Source organism: Synechococcus sp. H55.8 (assembly GCF_047462375.1).
Lineage (GTDB): Bacteria > Cyanobacteriota > Cyanobacteriia > Thermostichales > Thermostichaceae > Thermostichus.
In genome coordinates this window covers 12,426-26,513 of record NZ_JANSJC010000007.1, presented here as the reverse complement: position 1 = coordinate 26,513, position 14,088 = coordinate 12,426, and the positions used below count along the sequence as shown (strand labels likewise).

The following is a 14,088-nucleotide window of genomic DNA, read 5'->3' as shown; positions in this document are numbered from 1 at the left end:
CTTCTGGCTTCCCTGCTGCCAAAACAATCAGCGCCTTTGGCGGCAGCGGTCGCAGGTGCCGCAGGGCAGGCCGGGGTGTTCCCCAGGGTAGCCAAAGTAGGGCAAGATCGCCTGCCACCGACAGCCGCGAGCGTGGATCAGGGCCTCCATCTCGTGCCAGGGATCCTGCCGCGGCGGCGGCTGCCAACGGCGGTGCAGCACCTGAAAGTGAAAGGGATCCGGCCAGCGCAGACAGCCCATCTCCTGCAACAGGCCCAGGGCCACCCGGGTTTCTCCTGGCGGCAGGTCGGCATAGGATCCCTGCGGGGGCAGAGTTTGCAGCAGGCGGCGTGCTTGGGCCAGTAGGCGCTCCTGCTGAGAATAGAAATAGGCTTGGCGCTGGCGATCGCTGGGATCCAGCAGGCCCGTCGGCTCCGAGACCAGCATCAGGGCCTGACAGGGGCCGCCATCCCGCCCGCCCCGCCCCACCTCTTGTAAATAATCCATCAAATGGGGCGGGGGATGAAAATGCAGCACCCAGCGCACATCCGGCTTGTTGATCCCCATGCCAAAGGCGTTGGTGCAAACCAAAAAGCGCAGCTCGCCCGCCAGCCAGGCCCGCTCCAAGCGCCGGCGAGATCCCGCTTCCAGGCCGCCGTGGTAAGTGGCGGTTTCTTGGTTGTGGCGGCCCAGCCACGCGGCCAGCTCCTCCCCATCCCGCCGTGTGCGCACGTACACCAGGCCCGGGCCGGGGTTTTCGGCCAGAAAACGCAACAGCCGCCGACGGCGATCCGCCGGGCTCCAGGCGATGGCCACATTGAGGGAGATATTGGCCCGCAGCGGATCGGCGCGGATGCACTCCGGATCCTGCAGCCCCAGGATGTGGCCCAGGCGAGTGCAGGTTTGGGGATCGGCGGTGGCGGTAAAAGCGGCGATGGGAAACGAGGGCTTGGCCAAAGCCGGGCGCAGCAATCCCAAACGGCGGTAGTCGGGCCGGAAGGATCCCCCCCAATGCACCAACGTATGGGCCTCATCCACGATCAGGCTGCTGATTTGCACCTGGGGCTGCTGCAGCCGTTGCCAAACGGGGGGGCTGAAGAGGGTTTCCGGCCCCAGGTAGAGCAGACGCAGTCGGTTTTCCTCAAGGGCCTTCAACACGCGCTTGCGCAGGGCCGGATCCAGCTCGCTGTGCAGACAGGCCGCCGGCAGACGGCGCTTCCAGAGATCCTGGACTTGGTCTTCCATCAGGGCGATCAGGGGCGAGACCACCAGCGTCAGCCCTGTTTGCAAGAGGGATGTGAGTTGGAAGCAAAGAGACTTGCCAAACCCCGTCGGCAATACCACCAGCGCGTCGCGCTTCTCCAGCAAGGCGCGGATCACCTGAGCCTGGGGCGGGCGCAGCGCCTCGTAGCCCCAGTACTGCTTGAGGGCGGATTGAACCTGCTGCCAATCCTGCAAACGGCAACCCCTTTTGCCGCGATTTCCTTCAGCAATCTACAGCGATTGTAAAGGGGGTTGTCCAACAACAGGCTATTTCCAATTCCACGGAACCCCCTTTCTGCCTCTAGTTCCCCTCTCCCAGAGGGAGAGGGGGTAGGGGTGAGGGAACCCGTATCGGGATGGCTGGGATCCAGGTCGCTGGCCGGGAAGGAATGCTCTTTGCTGCCCTTGGCAAGGTATCGGTCGCGTAGCATTGCGTGGCAACAGGGCGGTGGTCTTGTGCGATTCTAGAGCTGGGACTTCCCGCCTAGCTCGATGCTGGAACTATGACTGCCAATGTGCTCCGCACCGCTGATGCCAACGACTCCCCACCCTTGCTCCAGCCCAGAATGGCCTCTGTTCACCGTCGCACGGGGGAAACGGATGTGCAAATCCATCTCAACCTGGACGGCAGAGGGCAGCACGAGATCGACACCGGGATCCCCTTTTTGGATCACATGCTGGCCCAGCTCAGCACCCACGGGTTGATCGATCTCCAGATCAAGGCGGTGGGGGATCTGCACATCGACGACCACCACACCAACGAAGACGTGGGCATCACGTTGGGACAGGCGCTGGCGCTGGCGCTGCAGGATCGGCGGGGCATTTATCGTTTTGGTCATTTTTGGGCGCCTTTGGATGAGGCGCTGGTGCAGGTGGTGCTGGACTTTTCCGGGCGACCCCACCTCAGCTACGGCCTGGAGCTGACCGCCGAGCGCATTGGCCGCTACGAAACCCAGTTGGTGCGAGAGTTTTATCAGGCGGTGGTCAACCATGCCCAGATGACCCTGCACATTCGCCAGGCAGCCGGCCTCAATGCCCACCACATCGTCGAGGCCAGTTTCAAGGCCTTTGCCCGCGCCCTGCGCATGGCCGTAGAACGGGATCCGCGCCGACAGGAAGGGATCCCCAGTTCTAAGGGGGTGCTGTAGCGGCGCCTGCGCGGGCTGTTGACCTTGAGCCTGGGACTTGTGGTGCTGCCCCATCCGACGATGGGGTTCTGTCGAGAATGCTGAGCCGCACTCGCCCGCCGGCTGCTTTGGGCAAAATCTCCAGCCACTGGTGAAGATCCAAAAGAGCTGAGCCGGCGCCAATTCACAGACCTGGATGAGGCAAAGTCTGTCCGGCAGGGATCCCCATTTGGGTTTATTCTGGACTTAGCCATCCTTCCAGGGTTGCGTCCCAGCTCAGGCGGGATCCAAAAGTCGAAAAAGGGTTTCCCGGCAGTTGCCAGCTCTGGAGGTTCTGATTCCCAGCCACTGATAGGCCCATGTTAGGGGGGGATGAAAACCATGGACATTGATCTCCGTCCGCTGATCGTTCTGTCGCCCATTGTTTTGGTGGTTGCCTGGGCTGCCTACAACATCATCAAGGCTGCCATCAAAGGAGAGGCCAAGCTCTTCGGCGAGAAGGGCAACAACCCCTTCGGCAAAGGCGGGAGCTGAACGTGCGGATCCGGCCGGCAGGCTCAGTATGCTAGGCGAGGCGACAAACCCAAAATCCGCCGATGTGATTGTCATCGGGGCCGGAGTGGCCGGTTTGGTCTGCGCAAGGCGACTGCTGCGGGCGGGGCTGCGGGTTCTGGTGCTGGAAAAATCGGCGGGCTTGGGCGGGCGCCTGGCCACCCGTCGGGTTGAGCATCTCGGACAAACGGTGCCGGTGGATCACGGGGCTCAATACCTGACTGCCGATTCCGATGGCTTTCATCGCTGGGTGAAGGAGCTGCTGGGCCTGGGGCTGCTGACGGAATGGACGCGCTCGCTGCATGTGCTGGATCGAAAAGGGCTGCGCCCGGAGCATCCCAACGAGGAGAAACCGCGCTACATCTGCCCCCAGGGCATGACGATGTTGGCCAAACACCTGGCTGCCCCGCTGTCGGTACACACCCAAACTCGTGTGGTCGGCCTCAAAAGTTTGGCCACAACCTGGCAAGTGCAGGCGGAGAATGGTCAATGCTACGAGGCTGCCGCATTGGTGGCGGCCATTCCGGCCCCGCAGTTGCTGCCTTTGCTGCAAGAGAAGATCCCTCCTGCCGATAGCCTGCTGTCTCTGCTGGGATCCGCCGAGTATCAGCCCTGCCTTGCGGTTTTGGCCGGCTATTCTGAGAACATGGCGCCGCCGCCCTGGAAAGGGATCAAGTGCTTGGAGGATCCGATGTTGGCCTGGCTGGGGTTGGACAGCAGCAAGCGCCCGCAGCCGCTCTCGCCGGTGGTGGTCTTGCATGGGGGGGCGGAGTGGTCATCTCTGTACCTGGAGGCCGGCCCACCTGAGCTAGAAAAGGCAGGTCGAGAATTGTTGGCCCACGCCGCCAAGCATCTGGATCCCTGGCTGGCTTCGCCCCAATGGATGCAGGTGCACCGTTGGCGCTACGCTTTGCCACTGGAAACCATGGGATTGGCCAGCTTGGGCACCCGGATTCCGGCGGCTGAGGGATTGCCTTTGGTTTGTGCCGGCGATTGGTGCGCCGGGGGGCGCGTAGAAGGGGCTTGGCTCTCAGGGCAAGATGCCGCCAAAACGTTGCTCGAAATGCTGGGCGGCTCTGAGCGGTGAGGGGACGCTGACCCAGTTGGCCTGGAGCAATGCCTGCAGATCCAGGCCGAGAACTGCCGAGAATTTCCATCCTCTGGGGTAGAGAGTTATGCTGACAGGGTGGATCCCTTGGCAGATAATCCATGCCCAGAACCTGTACGATCTACCGCCGTGCCCAATTTGCCGCCAGCCATCGCTACTGGTTGCCCGAACTCTCAGAAGCCGAGAACGTAGCCCGCTTTGGCCCCCAAGCCCGTTTTCCCGGCCACGGCCACAACTACGTGCTGGAGGTGGGCCTGACGGGGGAGGTAGATGAGTACGGCATGGTGCTCAACCTCTCAGAGGTCAAGCGGGTGATCCGAGAGCGGGTGATTCAAGAGCTCAACTTCGCCTACCTCAATCAAGCCTGGCCGGAGTTTGCCCAAACCCTGCCCACCACCGAGTTTATCGCTTACGTAATTTGGCAACGCCTGGCCGATGCGCTGCCGCTGACCAGCGTCCGCCTGTACGAGGATCCCGAACTTTGGGCCGAATACCGAGGAGAAGCCATGCAAGCCTACTTGACCGTTGCCACCCATTTCAGCGCCGCTCACCGTTTGGCCCTGGATCATTTGAGCCTGGAAGAGAACACCGCCATCTACGGCCTCTGCGCCCGTCCCCATGGCCATGGCCACAACTACGGCCTGGAGATCACCGTCAAGGGATCCATCGACCCGCGCACGGGGATGCTCGTGGATCTGGCGGCTCTGCAGCGGATCATTGACGAGCAGGTGGTCAAACCGCTGGATCACACCTTTTTGAACAAAGACATCCCCTACTTTGCCCAGGTGGTGCCCACCGCCGAAAACATCGCCCTCTACATTCAACGGCTGCTGACTTTGCCCCTGCGCGAGCTGGGGGTGCAACTGCATCGGGTTCGCCTGCAAGAGAGCCCCAACAACAGCAGCGAGGTCTACGGGGAGTTTCCGCTGGAAGAGCTGTTCAACTCTTCAGAAGGGCTCCCCCAGAGTTTCGGCAGCCGTGTTGCCGCGCGACGCTGATGTAACCATGTTGGATCTGGTTAAGCTGAGTGGGCAGATCCCCGCCTTTGCTCGGCACTTGCAGCAGGAGTCGCGGGCCGGTCAGGAGCGCCTGCGCCAAGCCCTGCAGGTCTTCGGGCGCCTGCAGCAGGAGCCGCAGGTTTGGCAGTCGCGTTGGACGGAGTGGGGATCCCATCTGGCCTTTACCTGCGCCAGCCCCGCCGAGCCCCCGGAAACCTGGGGATCCCTGCCCAAGGTGGAGCCGCTGCAGGGACGACACACGGTGGTGGCCACCGATGGATCCCAGATCCTGCCCAGCCACCACGAGATCGCCTATTGCTCGCTGATCAATGTTGGGCGGGTGGTTCTGCACTACGGCACCCAGGAGTGGCCGCTTTTGGATAGTCAGCCTCTGCTGCTGTATGGGCAGCGCTCGGACTCCTCTCTCTTGGAGCAAATGGCAGAAGGGTTGCAAAGTGCTGCCATTGCCGTGCGGAACCCCGGCAGCGGGACAGGGGTCTCGTTGGGGCCGGAAGTGGTGTTGGCCTTGCGGCGGGCTCAGGCAGAGCTAGAGGAGCTGGCGCAGTTGGCCCTGTCAGTGCCCCGTCGCCGCGCCACGCTGGCGCTCCTGGATGGATCCCTGATCCCCTGGGGACTGGAGCCGCTGCCCAGATCAACCCAGCGTCCCTGGCTGGATCCCATCCTGGCGACTCTGGAGCAGTTGCGGGCCGCCCGCATCCCCCTGGTGGGCTACATCAGCGCTTCCCGCAGCAGCGAAACCCTTAACTACTTACGCCTAGGGCTGTGTCCCTATCTGGGCTGCGACTGCCATCGCTACTGTGCCGGCGAGAAAACCCCCCCCTGTCACCCCTTTGCTCCCCTGCCGGATCGCGTCTTCTGGGGATCCCTGCTGCAGCCGGGAGAGCGCAGCCCCCTCTGGCGCAGTGGCGCCAGTGTCTTGGATGCCTTCGGGGAACACCACATCCACTGCTGTTACTTGAATGTCGGCGGGAAGGGGGGCCCCGAGATCGCCCGCCTGGAGTTTCCCGCCTGGGTGGCCCAGGATGCCCAGCTGCTGCAGCGGGCCCTGGCGGGAGTACTGAGCCAGGTGCAAAAGGGCTTTGGCTACCCCATTGCCCTGGCGGAAGCCCATCATTTGGCAGTGGTGCGGAGCGGGGATCGGCAGCGCTTCTTTGCCCTGATCGAGCAGGAGCTGATCCGCGCCGGCCTGCGCCATGTGGCTGTCTCCCGCAAGGAAGCCCAGAAGCGAACTGGTATCGCCTAATTGGTGCCAGTGCCGCAAAACCCTTCCTCCCTCCTACCTCCCCTCTCCCTGAGGGAGAGGGGCTGGGGGTGAGGGCTGCCTCTGGGAGAGGGGTGAGGGCGGGATCCCTACCCTCTAAGCGTTGGGCTGGCTGGGCCGGGAGCGATCGATGGTGCGGTAGGTGAGGCTGGCCGCCACCTCTAGGGCTTTGGCAGCGTCGCGGAAATAAAATCCCAGCTCCTCATCCTTTTCGGTGCGGTTGGGTTTATTGAACTTGGCCTTGAACTGCACATTGCAATACATGGCCAACCCCACCAGAACCTCTGACAGGCCGTGCTGGTTGATCAGCCGTTCCACATCCGTGAGCAGGCTTTTGATTAGGGCGTCGGCTACCGGTTCTGGCAAACTGTCCAGGTCGTGCATGGGGTTTCCTCATCCAACGAGATCAAGCGAGCTAGAGGGTTTGAAGGCGGCATAGCAGCAAGTCAAGGGCAAGTTGGCAAGCCGTTGCCATCGAATTCGCATGGGCTTCCCAAAAACAGGCGGGTAGATTTGCTGCCGCCATAATAGTCTAGAAGCCGATAAACAAAGCCCAGGACATGGGAGCTGGGGAATCGCAGGTTATGTCGCAGCTTTACGACTGTGTCATTGTCGGTGCTGGCCCCGCCGGCGGCTCTGCTGCCTACCATCTGGCCAAGCGGGGGCGCTCGGTGCTGGTCTTGGAAAAAGATCCCTTGCCCCGCTACAAACCCTGTGGGGGCGGGGTCTCTCCCATGGTGGCAGCTTGGTTCGACTTCGACTTCAGCCCCGCCATTTCCCTGAAGATCCGGCAAATTCGCTACACCTGGCGCGGCGGGGATCCGGTGGTGGCCGACCTGGATCTGCAAGAACCCGTTTGGATGGTGCGGCGGGATGTTTTCGACCACTACTTGATTCAGCAGGCGCAAAAGCAAGGGGCAGCGCTCCAGGCAACATGCCCCGTCTCCGGCCTCGAGTGGCAAAGCGACCGCTGGCAAGTGATGACAAGCACCGGCCCTGTCTGGGGTCGGTATGTGATCGCAGCCGATGGGGCAAAAGGCTCGATGGCCAAGTGGCTGGGCTTTCAAGAACGCCGCCGTCGTCTAGCCGCCGCCCTGGAAGCAGAGGTGCCCGTTGGGCAACCGCAAACTGCAGCCGCCCATTTCGACTTCGGCGCCGTGAGCAATGGCTACCTTTGGAACTTCCCCAAGGCCGATGGCTACTCGATCGGGGCCGGCACCTTTCGCGGTGGAGAAAAACAAAACCTGCGGGAAATTGCCGCCCAATATGCCCAAAGCTTCGGCGTAGACTTGAAATCGGTCAAGCAGTTCGGCCATCCCATCTGCCTCTGGGATGAAGAGCAACCGCTCCACAGCCAAAATGCCCTCTTGGTGGGGGATGCCGCCTGCGTCGTCGATCCGTTTACCGCCGAGGGGATCCGCCCTTCCCTCCTCACCGGCATGTTGGCGGCAGAGGCCATCGACCAAGCCCTGGCGGGGAACACAGAGGCTCTGGCGAACTACTCGGCCCGCGTGCAACAGGAATGGGGCTCAGAGATGCGCTGGGCTAAACGGATTGCGGCCTTGTTCTACCGCTTTCCAGGCGTGGGCTACAAGGTGGGCGTCAAACGACCGGGAGCCACTCGGCGTATGGGCCAGATCCTGGCCGGTGAACTGCGCTACAGCGATGTGGCCAGCTCGGCCATTCGCAAGTTAAGCGGCGGCCTGCTCACCTAGGCCTGGCACCGATAGACTTGAGCTAGATCGTCGAAGCGCTTGCCGATCAACAGGCAGTTGCGCCCATCCGCCTGACGAGTATAGCTCAGGTGGGTGGAGAGAGCCTTCATCAGCCAAATGCCGCGTCCCCCCTCGGATTCGGGATCGGGGTTGGCCACCAGGTGCCGGAAAGCTCCCTCCAGGTCAAACTCCTGCCCCTGATCCCAAATGCGCAACTCCAGCTCTTGCGGCATCAGGATCAGCTCAATATCAATGGGCGTACTGGGAGGCAGGGCGCGGTGGGCGTGGCGAACGGCGTTGGTAAACCCCTCCGCCAAAACCAACTGACATTCCGTCCAAATGGGATCCGGGATGCCGGCATTTCGAAAAGATTCAAACCAGGTTAAAACTTGGCCAAGAGCGTCGAGAGTTGTCTCAACCCTCAGCGCAAATGTCTGCTTCTCACCCGAAGGGATCCCTGCTGCGTTCAAAACCGAACCCCAACGATAGGGATTGAACCTGAAGCCATTTGGCCCTACCAGATTCTAGACCAGAGCCCTGCCAGAACATATCATCCCCCATTTTGGGGGGGAAGCTAGGGAGCGATGATCAAATCCACACGGCGGTTCCGCTGCCGTCCGGCTTCTGTGTCGTTATCGGCCACCGGCAAGGTAGGGCCAAAGCCAGAGGTTGTCCAACTGATGGGATGGCCTTCCGGCAAGAGTTTCATCAAATAGTCTTTAACCGCGTTGGCGCGGCGCAGGGAAAGAGCCAGGTTGTAGTTTAGGGATCCAATGTTGTCGGTGTGACCGTTCACTTGAACGCGGGCGCCGGGCATGGCTTCCAAGGATTTCGCCACCTGGGCCAGCAGCGAGGTCGCCTCAGGTCGAATCTCGGCCTTGTCAAAATCGAACAGCAAATCCCCCGGCAGGCTGATGGTTTGGGTTCCCACCTGAAAAGAGGTGGGAGTCGGCGTTGGGGTCGGGGCGGGAACGCTGGCTTCCCCTGGAGCGATCTCGGCGGCGGTGGAAGATTCCCTGACGGGCTCAGGGGCTGTTTGAGAACGCAGCCGCTGCAGCCGCGACTCCAGTTCCTCAATTTTTATCAAGAGCTGGATCACCTGCTGGCGGATTTCCCGAATCTCCGTTTCCAGATCTGTGGGGCTCGCCTGACGTTCCTCTGGATCTGCATTTGGATCTGCATTGGCCGTTGGGCTGGCCAGCGGCGGATTGGCCTGGGGTGGGGCCAGGGTGGGCAAGATCGCTGGTGTAGGCGGAGCCGGTTGACCGGCAGAGAGGTTGGTCTCCGGTTGGGGCTGAGGTTGAGCCTGCTGGGGAAGCTCCATCCCCAGCCAGATCCCGCTGCTGACCAAGAGGATCCCACTGAGGAAATTGAGAGCAACCGTTGAGCGCTGGGACGAGCGAGGCATCCTGGGCAAACCTCCGGCTAAATGGACGCAGGCAAGGAGTGGGAACTCCACTCAACTCTAGAAAGCGATCCTAGCCGGCGACCGGAGCTCGCCGAGGGGATTCTCGGTCGGTCAAGCTGCCACTTCCCGCCATCGTTCAAAGGGCTAATCAAAACTAAGGCGGCCTCGATACCGCCCTATGATGGCCAATCCGTTGGCGGGATCCGCCAGATCCGCCACAAAGGGAGGAAAACGGGGATTGTCGCTGATCACCTTCACCTGGGATCCGGGCAGGCGCTGCAGTCGTTTGACCAACAGATCCCCATCCATCTGAAAGACATAAATGCCTTCACAGCTCAGATCCCCACCCTCCTGCCGCTCCACAAAGATCCAGTCGCCATCCTCCAAGGTGGGAGCCATGCTATCCCCCTGCACCCGAATCAGGCTCAGCTTGGCAGGGTTTCCCTTCAAATGGGCCCGCAGCCAGTTTCGCTCGAAAGCCATCACCGCGGCGATCGCTTCTTCCCGCACCAACACCCCCGCTCCCGCAGAGACGGCCACATCGACAAAAGGTACATACACATACTCTGCCTTCGAGTCGGAATCCAAGCGTGGGGATCCCTCCCCTGTGATCAGCCAATTGAGGCTGACTTGGCCCACCTGGGCAATTTTCACCGCCTTGTCAATGCCGGGCACGGAACCCTTCAGGTAGCTGCGCAAGGCCGTATCGCTAATGCCGGCCCGTCGCCCAAACGCATAAATGGCCTCGTCGCCGATCACCTGTCGTAAGCGGTCTGCAAAAGAGGAGCTCGAGAAGATGGACATCGGCTTAGCGCTACAGATTGTGTATAAGCAGATTTTCACCACTATATCTTGACAAGTCAACAGCCGGTACAGCCGATTGGGGGACAATCTCCCACCTGAGCTGACCAAGGGAATCGCAACTCTCAAATGCTGTCGGTAGGCTGGCAGGAGAACTGCGCTGGCGTTAGTGTGGTTTTGGAGCCTGCTCACGGCAGGCGAGAGCCGAGCTGGCCCAGCGTTGGATAGCCAAAAAGTTCGGTTCAGATATTGCTTCTGGGTTGACTTCAAGCTGTTCTGCCTTAATCTCCATGACTTCCTCTGACCTCAAGCGCTGGCTGGATAACTTCCTGATTGCCATTGTCTTTCTGGTGTTCGCCGGGTTTGTCTGGTTTGTCTTTTCGGTGACGGGGGCTTTTGTCGGGATCCCACTGGGCTACAAGCTTTGGGTGCGGCTGTGGCTGCCTTTGTTTCAGCCGGCTTTGGGGATCCTGATGGCCGGAGCGGTGGTGAGCGGAGTGTGGGCTTGGCTGGAAAAACGCCGCTCCCGGCAATCGTGATCATCACCAGAACTGATGATTAGAATGAAGATTCGAGGGCGCAGGGGAATCCCAGACTGGCTCTATACTGAAAACGTATCTAAATGTTGAGCAACTGAGGCGGTCTGAGGTTGTGTTTGTTCTGTCCGGCTACGAGTATCTGCTGGTTTTCCTGATCGTCTGCGCTCTGCTGCCGATTTTAGCGCTGGGGGCCTCTGCGCTCTTGGCTCCCAAGCGGCGGGGATCCCTACGCCGCAGCACCTATGAGTCGGGCATGGAGCCGTTTGGGCAAGCCTGGATCCAGTTCAACATCCGTTACTACATGTTTGCTTTGGTCTTCGTCATTTTCGACGTAGAGACCGTATTCCTCTATCCCTGGGCGGTGGCGTTTCACCGCTTGGGGTTGCTGGCCTTTGTGGAGGCCCTGATTTTCATCGCCATCCTTGTGGTGGGTCTTGTGTACGCCTGGAGAAAAGGAGCATTGGAATGGTCATGACGTCTGAGAAACCGCAGGTTCTGTTTCCAGGGGCCGCCCCCCAGGTTACCACCGACCTCTCCAACAATGTCGTTCTGACGACGGTGAACGACCTGTACAACTGGGCCAAGATGTCCAGCCTCTGGCCCCTGCTCTATGGCACCGCCTGCTGCTTCATCGAGTTTGCCGCCATGCTGGGATCCCGCTTTGATTTCGACCGCTTTGGCCTGTTGCCCCGGTCTTCACCGCGCACGGCTGATTTGATCATCACGGCGGGCACGGTCACTATGAAAATGGCCCCGGCGCTGGTCAAGCTCTACCAGCAAATGGCTGAGCCGAAGTACGTGATCGCCATGGGGGCCTGCACCATCAGTGGCGGCATGTTTAGCTCCGATTCCTACACGGCAGTGCGAGGGGTGGACAAGCTAATCCCCGTGGACGTGTACATTCCCGGCTGCCCGCCGCGCCCGGAGGCGATCATGGATGCCATTGTCAAGCTGCGCAAGAAGATCGCCGCTGAAGACATGCGGGAGCGGGGCCGCCTGCAACAAACTCACCGCTACTACACGGTCAAGCACAACCTCAAGCCGGTGCCGGAGATCATCACTGGCAAGTATCTGGAGAGCGAGACCCGCCAAGCTCCTCCGCCGGAACTGGCGGCTGCCATCGGCTTGCCGGTGCCGCCGGCCTTGCAGACTGCCGACTTCAAGCAGGCGGAACAGCAGCTCAAAGCTTTGCGGGGAGGGATGTAAGATGGCAGAGGACAAGGCTCAGGAAAGGCAAGCGGAACCGTTAGCGACGTTGGAGCGCGGCCCGGTCTCCCAGTTTCTGGCCGACAACGGTTTTGACCACCAGTACCTGGGGAAAGATGCGGCGGGGGTGGAGCTGTTGGAGGTGGAGCGGGATTTTCTCCTGCCTGTGTGCACCGCCCTCTATGCCTACGGCTTCAACTATTTGCAGTGCCAGTGTGGGTACGACTTGGGGGCAGGTCAGCCACTGGTCAGCCTCTACCATCTGATCAAGCTATCGGATGGGGCAGACCGCCCGCAAGAGGTGCGGCTACAGGTGAAGTTGCCTCGCCAGGATCCGCGGCTGCCTTCCGTGTATTGGATCTGGAAGTCGGCGGATTGGCAGGAACGAGAAACCTACGACATGTATGGCATTGTTTTTGAGGGACACCCGAACTTGAAGCGGATCTTGATGCCGGAAGACTGGATTGGTTGGCCGCTGCGCAAAGACTACATCACGCCTGACTTTTATGAGCTGCAGGATGCCTACTGATCGGAGATCCCCACTCGCTGAGCAGCGTTAACAGGATGGGTTGAGATGTGGCCTTTTTTGCTCTTGGCAATTTATGCAGGTGGAGTCTGGTACTCGGCCCGCAAAGCGGATCGCGTCTATTCGGGATCCGGAAAGTGGCTGGTATCGGCTCTCTGGCCGCTGCTGTTGGTCTCGAACCGTCAGTTTCGCCAAAATTGGCGTCGCCCTCTGAGCAAGTGAGTCTGGATCTTTGGAACCCCCACCTGTGATCGTTCCTGAGCAGCCCCGGCGCGACCTGAGTTTGCCTTGGTTGTTACCTCGGTCCACACAGAGGTTGCAGGAGTTGATCGGCAGCCGCATTCGCGCTCAGGGGCCGGTGACCTTTGCCCAGTTTATGGAGTGGGCTCTCTACGAGCCGGGGCTGGGCTATTACGAGCGGGGATCCCCGGTTGGCACCGACTACCTGACCTCTCCTCACCTGGCGGCGGATTTTGCCCAACTGTTGGCAGAGCAGATCCGCCAGTTCTGGAATATTTTGGGATCCCCTTCTGTCTTCAGGGTGATCGAGATGGGGGCGGGCAGCGGCCGTTTGGCCCAGGATTGGCTGACCTACGTGCGCTCTGCTCACCCCCTTTTTTGGCAGGTGCTGGAATATGGGATCCTGGAGCGTTCTGCCCATCTGCGTCGGCTACAGCAGGAGCGACTGGCCCCTTTTGGGGAAAAGGTGCGCTGGCTGGATTGGGATGAGATCCCGGATGACTCGGTCATCGGCTGTTTTTTCTCGAACGAGCTGGTGGATGCTTTTCCGGTACATCGGGTGCAGGTGCAAGAGGGAGCGTTGCGGGAAATTTACGTCGCTTGTGGCGATGCTGCCGCAGCCGACTTCCGGGAGGTGCTGGGGGATCTGTCCACTCCTGAGCTGGGAGAGTATTTTGCCCGTCTGGGGATCCCCATAGAAACCTATCCGTCCGGTTACCAAACCGAGGTGAACTTGAAAGCCCTGGAGTGGTTGCAGCTCCTGGCCCGCAAGCTGCGGCGGGGCTACGTGCTGACTGTCGATTACGGCCACACCGCCCAGCGCTACTATAGCCCCCAGCGCGCTCAAGGCACGCTCCTGGCCTACCGACGGCACGGCAGCTACACGGATCCCTATGTTCAGGTGGGATCCCAGGATCTCACGGCCCATGTGGACTTTACGACCCTAGAGCAGGTGGGAGAATCGCTGGGGCTGAAGTATTTGGGGTTCACCCGGCAGAGCAGCTTTTTGGTGAACCTGGGGTTAACCGAGCGGCTGGCCGCTCTCAGCCAAATTGAGGATCCGCTTGACGGCGAAGCTGTGGATGTGGGCCAGGTGTTGCAGCGACGATACGCTCTTCACGCCCTCCTGGATCCGATGGGGTTGGGGAGCTTTGGGGTGTTGGTGCAGGCCAAGGGTCTGACCAGCTCAGAATATGCTCATCCTCTGCAGGGCTTTGGCGGGCCGGAGCTGGGGCTGAGGCCATGAGCCTTACTTTTTGAATTGCTTGTTGGCGGCCACTCTCACTATAGGTAGGACTGGAAATCCCCCTACCTTAGTGGGGGAAGGGAAGCCCTTGAAACAAC

17 protein-coding genes are annotated in these 14,088 nt (G+C 60.8%); 12 read left to right on the top strand and 5 right to left on the bottom strand.

Features of this window, described 5'->3' with window-relative positions; all coding sequences use genetic code 11:
* Positions 1-27: 27 nt before the first annotated feature.
* Positions 28-1,437, bottom strand: a complete 1,410-nt coding sequence (locus NW862_RS04765; protein WP_414334634.1) for a RecQ family ATP-dependent DNA helicase — start codon at positions 1,435-1,437, stop codon at positions 28-30.
* A gap of 308 nt (positions 1,438-1,745) precedes the next feature.
* Between NW862_RS04765 and hisB the strand changes: the two genes are divergently transcribed.
* The 5 genes from hisB to NW862_RS04740 all read left to right on the top strand — a co-directional run bounded on the left by hisB (position 1,746) and on the right by NW862_RS04740 (position 6,291).
* Positions 1,746-2,390, top strand: coding sequence for an imidazoleglycerol-phosphate dehydratase HisB (hisB, locus tag NW862_RS04760; RefSeq protein ID WP_414348100.1), 645 nt, complete (start codon positions 1,746-1,748; stop codon positions 2,388-2,390).
* Positions 2,391-2,750: 360 nt separating this feature from the next.
* Positions 2,751-2,903 carry a photosystem II protein Y gene (locus NW862_RS04755; protein ID WP_011432316.1) on the top strand — a complete coding sequence of 51 codons (153 nt, stop codon included), beginning with the start codon at positions 2,751-2,753 and terminating at the stop codon, positions 2,901-2,903.
* 28 nt (positions 2,904-2,931) lie between these two features.
* A complete protein-coding gene (locus NW862_RS04750; RefSeq protein ID WP_414348103.1) occupies positions 2,932-4,008 on the top strand; it encodes an NAD(P)/FAD-dependent oxidoreductase in 1,077 nt (358 codons plus the stop codon).
* A gap of 122 nt (positions 4,009-4,130) precedes the next feature.
* On the top strand, positions 4,131-5,027 hold the full coding sequence (locus NW862_RS04745) for a 6-carboxytetrahydropterin synthase (protein ID WP_414334639.1): 897 nt from the start codon (positions 4,131-4,133) through the stop codon (positions 5,025-5,027).
* On the top strand, positions 5,011-6,291 hold the full coding sequence (locus NW862_RS04740; RefSeq protein WP_414341534.1) for a DNA double-strand break repair nuclease NurA: 1,281 nt from the start codon (positions 5,011-5,013) through the stop codon (positions 6,289-6,291). Before NW862_RS04745 ends, NW862_RS04740 begins: the two co-directional genes overlap by 17 nt.
* Before the next feature lie 114 nt (positions 6,292-6,405).
* Here NW862_RS04740 and NW862_RS04735 read toward each other — a convergent pair whose 3' ends face one another.
* On the bottom strand, positions 6,406-6,693 hold the full coding sequence (locus tag NW862_RS04735; protein ID WP_414334549.1) for a hypothetical protein: 288 nt from the start codon (positions 6,691-6,693) through the stop codon (positions 6,406-6,408).
* A 200-nt stretch (positions 6,694-6,893) separates the two neighbouring features.
* Between NW862_RS04735 and NW862_RS04730 the strand changes: the two genes are divergently transcribed.
* Positions 6,894-8,024 (top strand): geranylgeranyl reductase family protein, encoded by a 1,131-nt coding sequence (locus tag NW862_RS04730; RefSeq protein WP_414334551.1) that lies wholly within the window; start codon positions 6,894-6,896, stop codon positions 8,022-8,024.
* On the opposite strand, the gene NW862_RS04725 is transcribed toward NW862_RS04730, so the two are convergent.
* The 3 genes from NW862_RS04725 to NW862_RS04715 form a co-directional block, all read right to left on the bottom strand.
* Positions 8,021-8,494: an ATP-binding protein gene (locus NW862_RS04725; protein WP_414334553.1), complete on the bottom strand. Its 474-nt coding sequence runs from the start codon at positions 8,492-8,494 to the stop codon at positions 8,021-8,023. The genes NW862_RS04730 and NW862_RS04725 overlap by 4 nt on opposite strands.
* Before the next feature lie 104 nt (positions 8,495-8,598).
* Positions 8,599-9,432: an OmpA family protein gene (locus tag NW862_RS04720; protein ID WP_414334555.1), complete on the bottom strand. Its 834-nt coding sequence runs from the start codon at positions 9,430-9,432 to the stop codon at positions 8,599-8,601.
* 144 nt (positions 9,433-9,576) lie between these two features.
* Entirely contained in the window at positions 9,577-10,236 is a 660-nt protein-coding gene (locus NW862_RS04715) for a LexA family transcriptional regulator (RefSeq protein WP_414334557.1), read from the bottom strand.
* Between the two features lie 287 nt (positions 10,237-10,523).
* On the opposite strand from NW862_RS04715, the gene NW862_RS04710 reads away from it, so the two are divergent.
* The 6 genes from NW862_RS04710 (at position 10,524) to NW862_RS04685 (ending at position 13,990) form a co-directional block, all read left to right on the top strand.
* Entirely contained in the window at positions 10,524-10,772 is a 249-nt protein-coding gene (locus NW862_RS04710; protein ID WP_414334559.1) for a hypothetical protein, read from the top strand.
* A gap of 112 nt (positions 10,773-10,884) precedes the next feature.
* The gene (gene ndhC, locus NW862_RS04705) at positions 10,885-11,247 is read left to right on the top strand and encodes a photosynthetic/respiratory NAD(P)H-quinone oxidoreductase subunit C (protein WP_414334560.1); all 363 of its coding nucleotides are present in this window, start codon (positions 10,885-10,887) and stop codon (positions 11,245-11,247) included.
* A complete protein-coding gene (locus NW862_RS04700; RefSeq protein ID WP_414334561.1) occupies positions 11,238-11,978 on the top strand; it encodes an NADH dehydrogenase subunit K in 741 nt (246 codons plus the stop codon). The genes ndhC and NW862_RS04700 overlap by 10 nt, the downstream gene beginning before the upstream one ends.
* Before the next feature lies 1 nt (position 11,979).
* On the top strand, positions 11,980-12,507 hold the full coding sequence (locus NW862_RS04695) for an NAD(P)H-quinone oxidoreductase subunit J (protein WP_414334563.1): 528 nt from the start codon (positions 11,980-11,982) through the stop codon (positions 12,505-12,507).
* 45 nt (positions 12,508-12,552) lie between these two features.
* Positions 12,553-12,726: a hypothetical protein gene (locus NW862_RS04690; RefSeq protein WP_414334564.1), complete on the top strand. Its 174-nt coding sequence runs from the start codon at positions 12,553-12,555 to the stop codon at positions 12,724-12,726.
* Positions 12,727-12,820: 94 nt separating this feature from the next.
* Positions 12,821-13,990: a class I SAM-dependent methyltransferase gene (locus NW862_RS04685; RefSeq protein WP_414334566.1), complete on the top strand. Its 1,170-nt coding sequence runs from the start codon at positions 12,821-12,823 to the stop codon at positions 13,988-13,990.
* Positions 13,991-14,088 lie beyond the last annotated feature (98 nt).

Bases quoted from the DNA above. Each gene is read 5' to 3' on its own strand.
- NW862_RS04700 (WP_414334561.1), top strand. From the start codon at position 11,238: ATGGTCATGACGTCTGAGAAACCGCAGGTTCTGTTTCCAGGGGCCGCC.
- NW862_RS04720 (WP_414334555.1), bottom strand. From the start codon at position 9,432: ATGCCTCGCTCGTCCCAGCGCTCAACGGTTGCTCTCAATTTCCTCAGT.
- NW862_RS04715 (WP_414334557.1), bottom strand. From the start codon at position 10,236: ATGTCCATCTTCTCGAGCTCCTCTTTTGCAGACCGCTTACGACAGGTG.
- hisB (WP_414348100.1), top strand. From the start codon at position 1,746: ATGACTGCCAATGTGCTCCGCACCGCTGATGCCAACGACTCCCCACCC.
- NW862_RS04710 (WP_414334559.1), top strand. From the start codon at position 10,524: ATGACTTCCTCTGACCTCAAGCGCTGGCTGGATAACTTCCTGATTGCC.
- NW862_RS04750 (WP_414348103.1), top strand. From the start codon at position 2,932: ATGCTAGGCGAGGCGACAAACCCAAAATCCGCCGATGTGATTGTCATC.
- NW862_RS04755 (WP_011432316.1), top strand. From the start codon at position 2,751: ATGGACATTGATCTCCGTCCGCTGATCGTTCTGTCGCCCATTGTTTTG.
- NW862_RS04695 (WP_414334563.1), top strand. From the start codon at position 11,980: ATGGCAGAGGACAAGGCTCAGGAAAGGCAAGCGGAACCGTTAGCGACG.
- NW862_RS04735 (WP_414334549.1), bottom strand. From the start codon at position 6,693: ATGCACGACCTGGACAGTTTGCCAGAACCGGTAGCCGACGCCCTAATC.
- NW862_RS04745 (WP_414334639.1), top strand. From the start codon at position 4,131: ATGCCCAGAACCTGTACGATCTACCGCCGTGCCCAATTTGCCGCCAGC.
- NW862_RS04690 (WP_414334564.1), top strand. From the start codon at position 12,553: ATGTGGCCTTTTTTGCTCTTGGCAATTTATGCAGGTGGAGTCTGGTAC.
- NW862_RS04730 (WP_414334551.1), top strand. From the start codon at position 6,894: ATGTCGCAGCTTTACGACTGTGTCATTGTCGGTGCTGGCCCCGCCGGC.